This is a genomic window from Streptomyces sp. NPDC046900, assembly GCF_040644975.1.
Classification (GTDB): domain Bacteria; phylum Actinomycetota; class Actinomycetes; order Streptomycetales; family Streptomycetaceae; genus Streptomyces.
The window spans coordinates 1-14,341 of the sequence record NZ_JBEYXD010000139.1 but is presented as its reverse complement, the minus strand read 5'-3'; the positions used below and the strand labels follow the sequence as shown (position 1 = coordinate 14,341).

8 protein-coding genes are annotated in these 14,341 nt (G+C 72.5%); 5 read left to right on the top strand and 3 right to left on the bottom strand.

The genetic code is table 11. The features are described from left to right. Positions 1–618 precede the first annotated feature (618 nt). On the bottom strand, positions 619–5,253 hold the full coding sequence (locus ABZ904_RS47840) for a cation-translocating P-type ATPase (RefSeq protein ID WP_361830417.1): 4,635 nt from the start codon (positions 5,251–5,253) through the stop codon (positions 619–621). Between the two features lie 132 nt (positions 5,254–5,385). Here ABZ904_RS47840 and ABZ904_RS47835 point away from each other — a divergent pair, with 132 nt between their 5' ends. From ABZ904_RS47835 to ABZ904_RS47820, 4 genes are all read left to right on the top strand, one after another. Then, positions 5,386–5,775: a hypothetical protein gene (locus ABZ904_RS47835; protein WP_361830415.1), complete on the top strand. Its 390-nt coding sequence runs from the start codon at positions 5,386–5,388 to the stop codon at positions 5,773–5,775. A gap of 216 nt (positions 5,776–5,991) precedes the next feature. Next, positions 5,992–7,173, top strand: coding sequence for a PP2C family protein-serine/threonine phosphatase (locus tag ABZ904_RS47830; RefSeq protein WP_361830413.1), 1,182 nt, complete (start codon positions 5,992–5,994; stop codon positions 7,171–7,173). Positions 7,174–7,477: 304 nt separating this feature from the next. Further along, positions 7,478–8,473, top strand: a complete 996-nt coding sequence (locus tag ABZ904_RS47825; protein ID WP_359396071.1) for a lysylphosphatidylglycerol synthase transmembrane domain-containing protein — start codon at positions 7,478–7,480, stop codon at positions 8,471–8,473. Positions 8,474–8,751: 278 nt separating this feature from the next. Beyond that, complete coding sequence (locus ABZ904_RS47820) at positions 8,752–9,957, top strand: cysteine desulfurase-like protein (RefSeq protein WP_359396069.1); 1,206 nt, start codon at positions 8,752–8,754, stop codon at positions 9,955–9,957. A 39-nt stretch (positions 9,958–9,996) separates the two neighbouring features. Here ABZ904_RS47820 and ABZ904_RS47815 read toward each other — a convergent pair whose 3' ends face one another. Then, on the bottom strand, positions 9,997–11,040 hold the full coding sequence (locus ABZ904_RS47815) for an amidohydrolase family protein (protein WP_359396067.1): 1,044 nt from the start codon (positions 11,038–11,040) through the stop codon (positions 9,997–9,999). 58 nt (positions 11,041–11,098) lie between these two features. Then, positions 11,099–12,718, bottom strand: a complete 1,620-nt coding sequence (locus ABZ904_RS47810; protein WP_359396065.1) for an FAD-dependent monooxygenase — start codon at positions 12,716–12,718, stop codon at positions 11,099–11,101. A gap of 309 nt (positions 12,719–13,027) precedes the next feature. Between ABZ904_RS47810 and ABZ904_RS47805 the strand changes: the two genes are divergently transcribed. Continuing rightward, a complete protein-coding gene (locus ABZ904_RS47805) occupies positions 13,028–14,305 on the top strand; it encodes a cytochrome P450 (RefSeq protein WP_359396063.1) in 1,278 nt (425 codons plus the stop codon). Positions 14,306–14,341: the final 36 nt, after the last annotated feature.

The window sequence follows — 14,341 nt, the reverse complement described above, 5'->3', positions numbered from 1 at the left end:
GCGCAGTCAGCTGCGCGGCCCGGCCGCGTGCGCGCCCGCGGTACCCGCCGCCGGTACGGCGGACCATGACCGAGCTGAGCGGCCGGCCGGTGCGTGTAGGGGCTCGCGCCAAGCCGCCGGCTCCCAGCCCCGCCTGGTCGCCATGCACGAAGCCGCCGCCGTGCGCCAAGCCCACCGAGCAGCAGCCCTGCCCGATCGCCGCGCGCCAAACCCACCACCGTGCGCCAAACCCACCGACCCGGCAGCCCCGCCCGGACGCCGTATGCCAAGGCCACTCACCCCGCAGCCCCGCCCGCTATGTCCGTTCGTCCGGTCAGGCGGGACGATCGTCGGGCCCGCCGCCACGCGCCAAGCCCACCAAGCCGGCAGCCCCGCCTGGTCGCCATGGGGCCCCGACATCCCCGTCCCGTCGCCGTGCGCCAAGACCCACCCACCCGGAAGCTCCCCGCCCGCCGTGTCCGTTCGTTGGGCCGGTCGGGCCCTTCGTCGGGCCCGCCGCGCCGAGCCTCAGGCCTTCGTCCGTACGGACCGCTGTGCCGAGCCTCAGGCCTTCGTCCGTGCGGACCGGCCGGGCTGCGCCTCAGGCCCGGATCGGTCTCCGCGGGTTCCGGTCACCGACTAGGTGAGGTCGAGGTCCGGTGCCTGGAGGCCGAGGCGGGACAGGGTCGAGGTCAGCCAGCCGGCCGGTACGGCGACCAGGGCGGCCGCGGCCGACGGCAGCGGCGCCCGCTCCCCGTCTCCTTCGGTCTGCTCGTCTCCCGAGGGCAGCCAGGCCGAACCGGCCAGCCGGCAGGCGAGCGGCCGCAGGCCCGCGTGCAGCAGCGTGGCGGTGGTGATCGCGGACAGGGAGATGCCCCAGGCGACGGGTCCCAGCGGGGTGGATCCGAAGAACTGGCTGACGCCCGGCGTCTGGACGATGCCGACGAGCAAGCCGGCCGAGCCGACGGTGGCGGCGAGCACCTGGCGGTCCGCGCCGCCGCTGATGAGGGTCTGTGCGAGCTGGGTACCGACCACCGCCACCAGCGCCACCGTGGCGGCCCGGCGTTGCGTGCCGGTGAAGCGGGCGGCCGTCCAGGCCAGCCCCGCACCGAGGGCCGTGGTGAGCCCGCGCTGCAGCATCTCCTGGGTCAGCGCGGTGCCCAGCGAGTGGTGGGGACCTTCCTCGAGCAGTTGTTCCCCGGTGCTCTCGGCGGGTGTGCGTACCGCGATGGACAGCGCGGGAGCAAGGTCGGTGAGCAGGTTGACCAGCATGATCTGCCGGGCGCTCAGCGGTGAACTGCCGACCACGGCGGAGGCCAGCACGCTGAAGGTGACCTCGCCCAGGTTGCCGCCGAGCAGGATGGCCAGCGCGGTCCTGACCGAGGTCCACATCGCCCGGCCCTCGGTCAGGGCGGTGACGATCGTCTCCAGTCGGTCGTCACCGATCACCAGATCGGCGGCGGCCGTGGCCGCGGGGGTGCCGCGCCGCCCCAGGGCGATGCCGACGTCGGCGAGGCGGATGGCGGGGGCGTCGTTGGCGCCGTCGCCGGTCATGGCCACGACCCTGCCCAGTCGCTGGTACGCCTGCACGATACGGACCTTGTGGCGCGGGGTGCACCGGGCGATCACGTCCACCTTCGGCAGCAGCACGTCGAGCGACTCGTCGTCGAGTTCGTCCAACTCCGGTCCGGTGCAGACGGTCTGCTCGGGGTCACCGGTGACGGAGGCCGCGATGGCCTCGGCGGTCGCGGCGTGGTCCCCGGTGAGCAGGACCGTGTGCACGCCGGCCGCGCGCAACCGGGCGGTGGCCGGGGCCGCACCGGGCCGCACCGGGTCGGCCAGGACGACGAAACCGGCGAAGACCAGGTCCTGCACGACGTCGTCGGTGAGCTCCTCGTCCGGGAGCATGGTCCGTTCGGCCACGGCGAGGACCCGCTTGCCGGCCCCGGCGAGTTCCTCGGTGGCCGCTGTGAGGGCCCTGCGCCCGGCGGCGTCGAGCGCGGTCTCGGTCCCGTTCAGGCGCCGACGCGCGCAGCGGGCCAGCACGACCTCCGGGGCGCCCTTGATGCTGAGCAGGTCGGTACCCGCGGTGCGGCCCGCTGTGGCGTGGTAGGCGCGGGACGGGTCGAAGGGCAGGGTGTCCGTGCGCTCCCAGCGGGGGGCGTCGCGGCTGACGGACACCCCTGCCGTGCGGGCGCCTATGTCCACCGCCCGGTCGGTCTGGTGCGCCATGGGCGCGGACTGCCGGGCGGCGGGGGTGGCACGCAGCGCGGCGGCCAGGATCGCCTCGTGCGGCGGGCCGAGCCGGTCGAGGGAGAGGGTGCGGGTTCCGTCGCTGACGGCGGCGAGTTGGAGATCGCCCTCGGTGAGGGTGCCGGTCTTGTCGAAGCACAGCACATCGGCCCGGCCGAGCGCCTCGATGGTCCGCGGGTTGCGGACCAGCGCGCCGTGGTCGGCCAGGCGGCGCGCGGAGGCCAGCTGGGCCGCGTTGACCAGGAAGGGCAGACCTTCGGGGACCGATGCGACGGCCAGGTTCACCGCCGAGGCCAGGCTCTGTGCGAGCGGGCGTCCGTGCAGCAGTCCGGCGCCGACCACCGCCACCGCGGAGGCCGCGGCCACCGGCAGGCTGGCCCTGGTGAGCGACGACAGCCGCGCCTCGACCCCGGTGGCCGGTGCGGCCTCCCGTGCGCTGGCCATGGTCCGCCCGACCTCGGTGGCCGCTCCGGTCGCCACGACCACGGCCACCGCCTCCCCGGCGGAGACGGTGGTGCCCTCGTAGAGCATCGAGCTGCGCTCGGGGAGCTGCGCGGCGACCACCGGGGCCGGGTCCTTGGCCACGGGCAGCGACTCGCCGGTCAGCGACGACTCGTCGACCTCGAGGCCCGCGGCCTCCAGCAGACGGCAGTCGGCGGGAACCACGTCCTCGGGCCGCAGCAGGATGACGTCACCGGGCACCAGGTCCTCGGCGGTGACGAGCCGCTCGCCACCGCCGCGCCGCACCCGCGCGCCGACCGCCGAGCGGGCGGTCAGCTCCGCGAGGGCGCGCTCGGTCCTGACCCGCTGGAAGCCGCCGACCAGCGCGGACATGGCGGTGATCGAGGCGACCAGCGCGGCGTCCGCCCGCGAGCCCACCGCGGCGGCCAGGGCCGCCCCGCCGGCGAGCACCGGGGTCAGCGGGTTGGCGAGTTCCTCGACGAACGCCGAGGGCAGCGTGGTGCGCGGCGCCGCTCCCCCGGTCGAGTCGCCCTTCGCCCGCGCCGCGGCCTCCTCGGCAGGGAGCCCGTCGATGCTCGTACGCAACCGTTCGAGGACCCGCGCGGGCGGCATCAGGTGCCACGGCACGGTCTCCACGGACGGGGTGATGGGATGCGAGTACAGCCGCCGGGCACGCCAGACGCCTATGCAGAACGCGATCCCGCCCGCGGTGTTGCACGCCGCCTGTCCGCGCGAGCACGCCTCGGACGCCGGTGCCCGCATCGCCGCGACCGCGCCGATGCCGCTGCCGCTCGCGGCCAGCACCGCACTGTCCCGGTCGACCTGGCGGGCCACGCCGACTCCGGTCATGATCAGCGCGACCGAGTCCAGGTCGGTACCGACCAGCAGATGTGCGCCCCAGGCCGGCGGCTCCCCTTCGCGGTGGACTCCGATACCGCAGTCGGACGCCCCGAGGGCCCGGCGGTTGCCCGACACCAGGAGCACCACCGCACCGTCCGCCTGCAGCGCGCGCACCGACGCCACCAGGTGGCCGTCCCCGGGCACCATCGCGTCCACGAAGCCGAGCTCCGGGGAGGGCTGGTCGCTGGCGAGGACCACCCGCAGGCCCGAGCGGCGGGCCGCCGCCGCCAGGGCCTGCGCGCCCGGAAGCGTCTTCATCGCCACCCCCGCCACGGCCATCAGCCGGCGCCGGCGGGCGAGGCCCAGAACCAGCTCGCTGCCCCGGCTGCGCAACCGGTCCGCGGCCTGCCGCCCGGTGCGGCCGGTCAGGTCCAGGTCCTCCAGGGGGCCGAGCGCCCAGCCTTCGCCGTCGCTGCGGACCCGCGCGGGCGCCGCCGGATCGAACAGGGCGAACAGCGGGTCGGAGACCTCTTCCGTCCCGGCGCCGCCGAGCACCTCCAGTCCGGTCAGTTCGTACCGGCCGCCACGCAGTACGTCCACGTCGAGGAGCACGGTGTCCACCTGGCCCAGGCGGCGCAGCGCGCTGCGGTCCATCGCCACGACGCCGCGCAGCGCGAGGAACCGGCCGAGGCTCGTGGCGAAGCCCTCCCGGCCGGCCTCCGGTGCCTTCGGCATGCTGGCCAGCGCCACCGCCAGGGCGCGCCGCGGTCCCGCGTACGGGGTGGCCAGGGCGCCGATCGCGGCGCCCGTCCCCATCGCCCGTCTGGCGTAGCGCGCCGTCACGTCCTCATGTGCCTCGGGCCGTTCCACCACGATCGGCTCGGCCTGCGCGTCCTGCGGCCCCCGCACGAGCCGGGGTTCAGCCTCCACCCACGCATCGAGCTCGGCGTTCGCCTCGCGCCACTGCGCCATGCGCTGCGCGACGTCGAGCACCAGTCCTCCGCCGCGGGTGGCCATGCCCTGGACGAAGGCGTTGACGACGGGAACGACCGGCCCACCCGTGCCCTCCCGCCTGGCGACGCCCGCCAGTGCCACCCTGCGCAGCCACGGGTGGTACTGGACCGCCGTGGCCAGCGCACCCGCCTCGGCCGGCAGGGGCGTCCAGGGCGACACCCGTGTGGCCACCGTGAGCAGGAGACCCGCGACGTCGGCGATCAGGACCGGAAGCGTCGGCCGCCTGCTCGGCCCCTCGGACGGATGGTGGGGCTCGGGGCACCACCGGTCGACCGTGCCCGACTCCCCGGCGCCGACCCCGTGCGACTCGGCACGGGCGATGATCCGGATCAGCTCCTGCTGGGGCGGCGGGGGCGAGGCCAACTGCACCACGACCCGCTCCGCCGGTGCGTTCACCCGGGCCCACAGCACGCCGGGATGCTGCTCGAGCGCGTGCTCCACCGCATGTGACACCCATGTGCCGCCGGGGCCCCGGACTCCCCGCACCTCGATATGGCAGCGCCCCTGGCGGGACCACACATCGCGTCGCTCCAGCCCGAGCAGCATGGCGGCCATGTCGGACGCACCGCGCACACCGGCGGCCACTCCGCCCGCCAGGAACCCGCTCAGTGGCACGGCGAACGGCAGCGGTAGACGTACTCCGGACAGCAACGACATCTGGGTGGCACCTCCCGAGCGGCGGTCCCCCGGTTCGATGGCGATCATCCTGACCCGGTACGGGCGGGCTCGCGCGGCGTGCTGAGCCGAATGGATTCCTGGCTCGCAGCCTCAATTCCCCACAGGTAGCTTGTGCCTCGTTGGGGGGCGAAGTCCCGGACCCACGAACGGATGTGAACCGTGACCACGCCGAAGACCGCTGCGAAACGCCCGGCCACCCGGAACGGGAGCGCCACGCGCCCCGCCTCGAGGACGAAGACGACACAGCGGCCCGCCACTCCGCGGGCCGCGAAAGCGCCCAAGAAGAGATCCACCACCGCATCCGGCAAGCAGATCACCATCACCGTCCCACCCCTCGGCGAGGCGGCCGGCCGTGCGGTCGACGCCGCGGCCGTGCCCGTGGAGACCGCCCGCCGCGTATTGCCGGCCAAAGGCGGCCTGCCGCTGTACGCGGGCCTCGGGGCGCTGGCGGTGATCGGCGCCCTGGAGTGGCCGGTGGCCGCGGGCATCGGCATCGGCTACGCCTTGCTGAGGCACAACGGAGTGCTCGCCCCGCCCGTCGCCAAGTGAGGTGCGTGCGACGCGTTCGCGTCGCCCTCCCCCGGCGGTCCCCGGGCCGAGCCGCCCGAGCCGGCTGAGACCGGTTCGACGGGGGCCGGACGTGCCGACGGGTCCCACACGACGCCGGCACGTCCGTGGCCGTCCCCTCCTGCGGCGGGCTCCCTGGCTCCCCGTCCGCGCACCGGCCGAGTATCCGCGGGCGACGCCCGGGTGTATGCAAGAGATATGCGGCTTTTGCCTGACGGAGGTATCCGCTGGTCGTGGCAGTCGAACCGGGGACTCGTGGCCATCCCGATCGCGTTGATCGTGGCGATCACGATCGCCGATGTCCTGGCGCCGCAGGACATCCATCTGGGACCACTGCTCGTGGTCGCGCCCGCACTCACCGCCTCGTTCGGCGGCTCCCGGCTCACCGCACTCATCGCGGCCCTCGCCGTGGCGGCGCTCATGGCCATCTCCCTGATCCGCAACAGCGTTCTCACCTCCAACCACGAGACCCAGCTCATCTCCCTGATCGTGATCGGCGCCTTCACCGTGCTCTTCTGCCGGCTGCGTGAACGGCACAGCGCGAAACTCAAACAGGTGCGGTCGGTGGCCGAAGCCGCCCAGCAGGTCGTACTGCAGCCCCTGCCCGACCAGATGGGTGTGCTGCGTATCGCCAGCGCCTATCGTGCGGCCACGGAGGAGGCACGCATCGGCGGCGACCTGTACGCCGCCGTTCGCACCAGGAGCGGGACGCGTCTGCTCATCGGAGACGCCCGCGGCAAGGGCCTGCCCGCCATCGAGGACGCGGCCCTGGTACTGGGCGCCTTCCGCAGCGCGGCTCACCACGAACCGAGCCTCCCCGCGCTGCGGAGCGAGATCGAGGCGACGCTGTGCTGGAGTCTGTCCCAGCCGGGCAGGCAAGGCACCGACGCGGACGAGTCCTTCATCACCGCCGCTCTCATCGACATCCCGGACGAGGTACCCGAGGTCCACATCCTCAACTGCGGGCACCCGCCGCCGCTGCGGCTGCACGCCGGACGGGTCGCCGCCCTGGCGCCGGGCCAGCACGCGCTCCCCCTCGGCATGTGCCTGCCGGGGGCCCCGGGCGGAAGCGTGGACACCTTCCCCTTCGCACCCGGCGACATGATGGTGCTCTACACCGACGGGGTCTCCGAGGCGCGCGACTCGGCCGACCGCTTCTATCCGCTCGACGAGCGACTGTCGGCCTGGAAGGACGCGGACACCCCGAGCGATCTCATTCTTCGTCTCCGCAAAGACATCGTCGCGTACTGCGGCGGCACCTTCCAGGACGACGCGGCGCTGGTCGTGGTGCGCCGCGAGGCCGTCACCGGCGGTCAGGGGCCCGCCCAGGCCGGCCAGTCGGCCCGCCGCCCGTCCCTTACGCACCGGTCCCTGCGCTGACAGCCGCCACCCAGCTGGGGCTCTCCCGCCGGGATGCGCCGCGACTGGTGTGCCCATCACCGGGCCCGGACCCAGGCGGCCCGTGACCGGCGGGACGGGGTTCCGGGGTTCCGGGGTTCCGGGGTCAGGAGCTGTTCACCGCGAAACCCCCGGCCGCGGTGTCGCCCGCCGGACGACGCGCCTTCGACTGCCGGACACCGTACGGTCACACCGGCCGGGAAGGTTTCCGCCGTCCCCCCTGCCTCGGCTTGTATTCCGTCCGCCGCGTATCACGCGGGTGCGACGCGGAAGGACCTTGTGCGCCGTGTCCCTGCTCCCGCTCGAAGAGCTCCCCGGGCCGCTCCCCGCCCCCGTCCGTAGCCCCTCCCTCGCGCGCCTGGCCCGCCGGGTGCTGACCCTGCTCCCGCTCCTGCTGATCGGTGCGTGGGCCGCCGCCGACTGGCGTGCCGTGCGCGGCGGCACCGCCCGGCTGGCCTCCGCCGACCCCTGGTGGCTGCTGGCCGGGGTCTTCTTCACCTGCCTGGGCTGGGTGACCGCCGCGTGCGTCCGCCAGGGAGCCGTGCCGGAGAAGCTCCCACCCGGGCCGCTGCTCGCCTCCCAGTTCGCCGCCGGCGCGGCGAACCATGTGCTGCCGGCGAGCATCGGAGCCCATGCCGTCACCCTGCGCTTCCTGCAGGGCCGCGGTATCCCGTTCGCCCGGGCCACCGCCTCGCTGGCCCTGTACTCACTGGTGAAGCCGATCGCGAAGACGGCCGTGCTCCTCTTCTTCGTCGTGGCGTTCCCCAGGACGCTGCAGCTCGGCCGACTCCTCCCGGACACCAGGACGCTGCTGCTCGCCGCCGGGATCGCGGTGATCGGTGTCGCGGCCGTCGCCGTACTGCTCACGGTCGTACGCCCGCTGCGCCGCCCGGCATTGTCCTTCGCGCGCACCGCTCTGACCGACGCACGGATTCTGCACACCCGGCCCAGCCGGGTGCTCGCCCTGTGGGGCGGGTCCGCGATCGCCCCGGTGTTCCAGGCGTGTGTGATCGCCTCGGTCGGGTCCTCAATGGGCATGGGGCTGCCGTGGACGCAGGTGATCTTCGCGTTCCTCGCCGCGAGCACCGCCGTCGGGGCCGTGCCGGCGCCGGGCGGCATCGGCCCCGTGGACGCGGCGACGGTGTTCGCCCTGGTCGCCTACGGCGCACCGATGGAGCTGGCCACGGCCGGCGTGATCGGCTATCGCGTCCTGACGGTCTGGCTGCCCCTGCTGCCAGGGACGCTGGTGCTCGCCACCCTGGTCCACCGCAAGGTGCTGTGATCCGGGTCCGCCCGTACCGGGATAGCCCGTCCGGATCGAGGGCGCGGCGGTCCGCCGCACGAGCGGGAGACCGCCGCACACCACCTCCGGGCCGCCCGGCGGACCTTGTACGCGGGGGCCTGCCGGCCGCCTCCTGACGGCCGCCACCCCTGTCGTCGGTGCCCTCGGCTACCGTCTCTGGCGCGGGCACTGCGGCGAATGGCCCGGCACCGACGTCCGTGACCGCCTACCGCCCACCGCTCGCCCGACCCCAGCCCAGGACAGGACAGGAGCCCCTCGTGCACTACGACATCACCGGCATCCGTGCGCAGTTCCCCGCCCTGGCCACCGGCAGCGTCCACTTCGACGGGCCCGGAGGCACCCAGACCCCCGAGCCCGTCATCCGGGCCATCACCGACGCGTTCGCGCAGCCTCTCTCGAACCGGGGCCGGCTGACCGTGGGAGAGCGCAACGCCGAGGCCATCGTGGCCGGCAGCCGCGAGGCCATGGCCGATCTGCTGGGCGCGGACCCGTCCGGAATCGTCTTCGGGCGCAGCGCCACCCAGCTCACCTACGACTTCTCCCGCGCCCTGGCCAAGACCTGGTCGCCCGGCGACGAGGTGGTCGTCACCCGCCTCGACCACGACTCCAACGTCCGCCCCTGGATCCAGGCCGCGGAACAGTCCGGCGCGACCGTCCGGTGGGCCGACTTCGACCCCCGGACGGGAGAACTGACCCCCGAGCACATCGCCTCGGTCCTCGGTGAACGCACCCGGCTCGTCGCCGTCACGGCCGCCTCCAACCTGATCGGGACCCGGCCCCCGATCGCCGCGATCTCCCGTCTGGTCCACGACGCCGGCGCCCTGCTCTACGTCGACGGTGTCCACTACACCGCCCACTCCCTGGTGGACATCGCGCGTCTTGGCGCGGACTTCTTCGTCTGCTCGCCCTACAAATTCCTCGGACCGCACCACGGTGTCCTCGCCGCCCGGCCCGAACTGCTGGAAACCGTGCACCCCGACAAGCTGGCGGCCTCCGGCGACGCGGTACCCGAGCGCTTCGAACTGGGCACGCTGCCCTACGAGTTGCTGGCCGGTACGCGCGCCGCGGTCGACTTCCTGGCCGGTCTGGACGCCGATGCCACCGGCACCCGCCGAGAACGCCTGGCCTCCGCCTTCCGCGCGCTCGAAGAGCACGAGGACACCCTGCGCGCTCAGATCGACAAGGGGCTTTCCGTGCTCGCCCGGGTCACGGTGCACTCCCGGGCGGCCGACCGCACCCCGACCCTGCTGCTGACCTTCGAAGGCCAGGACACGGCGGACGCCTACCGCTTCCTGGCGGAACGCGGCATCCACGCGCCTGCCGGATCCTTCTACGCGCCCGAGGCCTCACGGAGCCTCGGGCTCGGCGACACCGGCGGACTCCGTATCGGGCTCGCGCCCTACAACGACTCGGCGGACGTCGACCGGCTCCTGGAGGGTCTCGCGGACTTTCTGCGACGCTGAGGAACACGCCGATGCGCGCCCCTCGGGCCGGCGGCCCCGCTAGGCCGGCCCGCGGTGGCCCGCGGCCAGGGCCGGCAGCAGCCGGCAGGCGTTGTCGCGGTTGATACGGCGGCGCTGGACCTCGTCGAGAGCGGGGTCGTTGTCCAGCGCGGGCGCGGTGACGCCCGTGACCAGATGGGCCGGGGTGGGGGGCCAGTCGCTGCCGTAGAGGATCCGGGAAGGGTCCACGGCGGCCAGCAGAGTCGGCGTGGCCGACGGGGACATGGGGCCGGCCGTGTCGTAGTAGAAACGATGCAGGTAGTCGCGGATCCGGGCGTGATCCACCTTCGGCATCAGATGGTCGCTGAACACCTCGATGCGGCTTGCGATGTAGGGCAGGAACCCGCCTCCGTGCGGCAGGATGAAGGTGAGATCCGGGAAACGGTCCAGGGTGCCGTTGATGATGAGACTGATCGCCGCGCGTGTCGTGTCCATCAGGAAGTCGCACAGGAACGGCGGGACGCCTTCCAGCTCCGCACCCCCCGGCCGGACCTCCATCGGGTGGGTGCTGATCACGGCGGAGCGGTCGTTCAGTTCGGCGAGAATCCTGTCCTGCGAGGCGTGGCCGAGGTGGACGCCGTTGACGCTGGTCCGCGCGCTGACGCCGACCGCCCCGAGGTCGTCCATGCCGTGCCGGACCGACCAGATCGACAGGTCGGGGCTCTCGAGGAAGACAGGGGTGTAGAACGCGAAGCGGCCGGGGTGGCTCCGGGTGAGGTCACTGGCGGCCTGCAGGGCCACCCGGGCGCTCTCCTTGCGCAGCTCCGGGTCCTGCAGGCGTCCCAGCATGGCGACGGTGAGCACGCTGGTACGGATGCCCGCGCCGTCCATCAACGCCAGCGCGCTGTCGACGTCCCAGCGGGTCCACGGGGGCAGTTTCCCGCGCTGGACGATGCCCTGCCCTTCCGCCCAGTCCATCCACTCGGGCGCGGTGTAGTGGTGGTGCACGTCCACCCGCGCCCGGCGTGCGTCGCCGCCCGCCGGCTCACCGATCTCCGCACCGGCCACCCGGGCCGCGCCTGCCGCCGTCTGCAGTGATGTCATGCGGGGTCCCATTCCTGTGGTCGCGCCGGAAAGCCCGGGGCTTTGAGGCGGTGTTCGCTCAACGCCCGAGGATTCGGCGCAGCACGTACGTCAGTTCCTTCTCCATGTCCTTCGGCTCGCCGTCGGTGCGCCAGGCGACGAACCCGTCCGGCCGTACGAGGACCGCGCCGTCCGGGGTCGTGCCGTGCACCGATGCCCAGTCGGGTCCGTCTCCGGTGTCCAGGTCGAACTCCGCGCCGGCGCCGATGGCGTAGATGTCGAGCGGAACGTTGAGTCGCGCACCCGCACCGCGGGCGGCGGTCCGCCAGTCGCTGCTCCCGCAGAGCATCACGAAAGAGCGCTCGTACAGGTCGACGGTCGAAACGTTCGTCCCGTTGTGGGTGACCCACATATGGGGTGCGCGGGTTCCGGGGTCGGCACGCAGGCACAGGAAGTCCGGGATGACGGGTTCTTCCACATCGGCGCCGACCACCGCCGCGGAGGCGTAGCGGTACCCGAGCGCCACCGTCATCAGATCCGCGGTGTCGTTCGACGCGGTCCGGGCGGAGTACCCGGGATGCTGCTCACGGGCCGCCTGCAGGGTCGCCCGCGAGCTGGTCGCCTGTGCGACCGGCCGGCGTTCCGCCTCATAGCTCTCCAGCAGCTTCACGTCCGCCCAGCCGCGGAGCACCGCCGCGACCTTCCAGGCGAGGTTGTGCGCGTCCTGGATGCCGGTGTTCGAACCGAAGGCGCCGGTGGGCGGCATTTCGTGTGCGGAGTCGCCGATGAGGAACACCCGTCCGTCCTGGTAGCTGTTCGCCACCCGGTCGGCCGCGTGCCACGGCGCCTTGCCCGTGATCTCGACGTCCAGATCGCGCACTCCGGCGGCCGCCCGGATGTGCTCGCTGATCCGGATGTCGGTGAAGTGCTCCAGTGTCTGTCCGCGCTCGGGGAACCAGGGCACATGGAAGACCCACTGCTCCTCGTTGTCCACCGGCAGCAGCACGCCCTCACCCGAGGGGTCGGTGACGTAACAGACCACGAAGTGCTCGTCACCCGACACTTCGCGCAGCCGCTTGCTGCGGAACGTGACGCTGACGTTGTGGAACAGATCGCCCGAGCCGGAGTGCTCGATCCCGAGCCGCTCGCGCACGGGGCTGCGGGGGCCGTCGGCGGCGAGAAGGAAGTCCGAATGCACGGTGTGGGTATCGCCGGTTTCCCTGTCCTGCAGAACGGAGTGCACCCCGTCGTCGTCCTGGGTGAAGGACAGCAGTTCCATGCCGAAGCGCACGTCTCCGCCGAGCATGCGCGCGCCGTCGAGGAGTACGGGCTCCAAGTCGTTCTGGCTGCAGGCGCAGCGGAGCGTCGAGCACACGTCGGCCTCGGGCGCCTTGCCCGTGATCCGCGCCGAAAGCCATCGGCGGTTCCCGCTGTGCAGGGTGTCCACCTGCAGGATTCCGTGGTTCTTGGACAGCACTGCGGCGGCTTTGCGGATCTGCGGCTCAAGACCCGCCGTCCGGAACAGTTCCATCGTGCGCATGTTGTTGCCACGGCCGCGTGGATGGGCCGATGTGGCCGCATGGCGTTCCACGACGCGGTGCTGGATGCCGAGGCGTCCGAGGAAGACCGAGGCGGACAAGCCCACGAGTGAGCCCCCCACGATCAGGACGGGCACGTAGTCGCTGCCGCGATCGTTCATCGCGTGTTCTCCTCCGGGGTCGGCATCGTTGTGACGCGGCCACTTGGTGACGCGGCGGCCGCGGTTGTCCTTGGCTCGCCCCATGTCTTTTGCCATGCCTGGCCCGGCGATATTCAGTGATCACCTGAACAGCGGAAATTCCGATGCGCGCATGTGGTGCGACCGGCGGCGGATCGGCATCCGACGGGCGGAGAACGCGCGAGTGGGGGAATCACGTTTACGGGCGGGAGCCGACCGGGGAGGGCTGGATCGAACTTCGCACATGTGCTGTCCCGCGGGTGGGCGGGAACCTTGAGAAAGGCCGGACGAATGACTCAGCTCGATGAACGGGAAACAGCGGACGCGACAGCGGAGGCGGTCTCGAAAGCCTCGCGCGGATCGGCGGACTATCGCGCCAACCCCTACCCGGTGTACGAGCGCCTGCGTGAGTCGGCCCCGGTCTGCCCCATCTCTCCCCCGCACGGGGTCGAGACCTACCTGATCACGCGGTACGACGACGCGAAGGCCGCCCTGACCGATCCGCGTATCAGCAAGGACATGTACGCGGCCATCGACGCCTACCACACCATTTTCGGTGACTCGTCCGTCGCACTCGACGACAACATGCTTTTCTCCGACCCTCCCAAGCACACCCGGCTGCGCCGCATCGTCAACAGCGCTTTTACTCCGCGCCGTATCGAGTCGCTGCGTCCCCGTATTCAGCAGATCACCGACGAACTGCTGGCGAAATGCTCCACCGAGGGACCCGTCGACCTGCTGCCCTCCTTCGCCTTCCCGCTGCCGCTCATCGTGATCTGTGAGCTCATCGGAATTCCCGATGACGAGCGCGAGGAGGTCCAGAAGTTGTGCGCCGTGGTGGCGCGCACCGGGTTCAGCAAGGCGGACAAGGAAAAGCTGGCCGTGGCCGAGGGGGCGCTGCGCGACTACTTCGTCGAGATCATCGCGCGCAAGCGCGCCAAGGCCTCCGACGATCTCCTCAGCGATCTCATCCGGACGCAGGACGAGCAAGGCGCCATGAACGACGGGGAGTTGCTGTCCACCCTGTGGGTGCTGCTCTTCGCCGGCCACAAGACGACCGCCTACCTCATCGGCAATGCGGTGTTCAATCTGTTGAGCCATCGCGACCAGCTGCGGGAGGTCATGGCCGACCCGGAGCTCCTCCCGAACGCGATCGAGGAGGTCATCCGCTACGAGGGCTCGGTGGAGAACGCGACGTTCCGGCACGCGCTCGAAGACATCGCCATGCGCGACACCCTCATTCCCAAGGGAGCCCTCGTCCAGGTCGCGGTGGCCTCCGCGAACCGCGACCCGGAGAGGTTCGAGTCGCCCGACACCTTCGACGTGAAGCGGCCGGGGCTGCAAAGTGCCCATCTCGGCTTCGGCAGCGGCCCGCACTACTGCCTCGGCGCCCCGCTGGCCCGGATGGAGATGCGGATCGCGTTGTCGACACTCTTCGGGAAGTACCCGACCGTCGAGCTCGCCGTACCGCCCGGGGAGGCCGACTGGCTCAAGGTCCCCTTCCCCGCGTTCCGGGGTCTGGAGAGCCTTCCGGTCGTCCTGGACCCCGCCCGGCTCCTCACGGACTGAGCGTCCTGGCCGCCGCTCGGCTCCTCAGGGGCCGAG

Bases quoted from the DNA above. Each gene is read 5' to 3' on its own strand.
- ABZ904_RS47815 (WP_359396067.1), bottom strand. From the start codon at position 11,040: ATGACATCACTGCAGACGGCGGCAGGCGCGGCCCGGGTGGCCGGTGCG.
- ABZ904_RS47810 (WP_359396065.1), bottom strand. From the start codon at position 12,718: ATGAACGATCGCGGCAGCGACTACGTGCCCGTCCTGATCGTGGGGGGC.
- ABZ904_RS47805 (WP_359396063.1), top strand. From the start codon at position 13,028: ATGACTCAGCTCGATGAACGGGAAACAGCGGACGCGACAGCGGAGGCG.
- ABZ904_RS47830 (WP_361830413.1), top strand. From the start codon at position 5,992: ATGCGGCTTTTGCCTGACGGAGGTATCCGCTGGTCGTGGCAGTCGAAC.
- ABZ904_RS47840 (WP_361830417.1), bottom strand. From the start codon at position 5,253: ATGATCGCCATCGAACCGGGGGACCGCCGCTCGGGAGGTGCCACCCAG.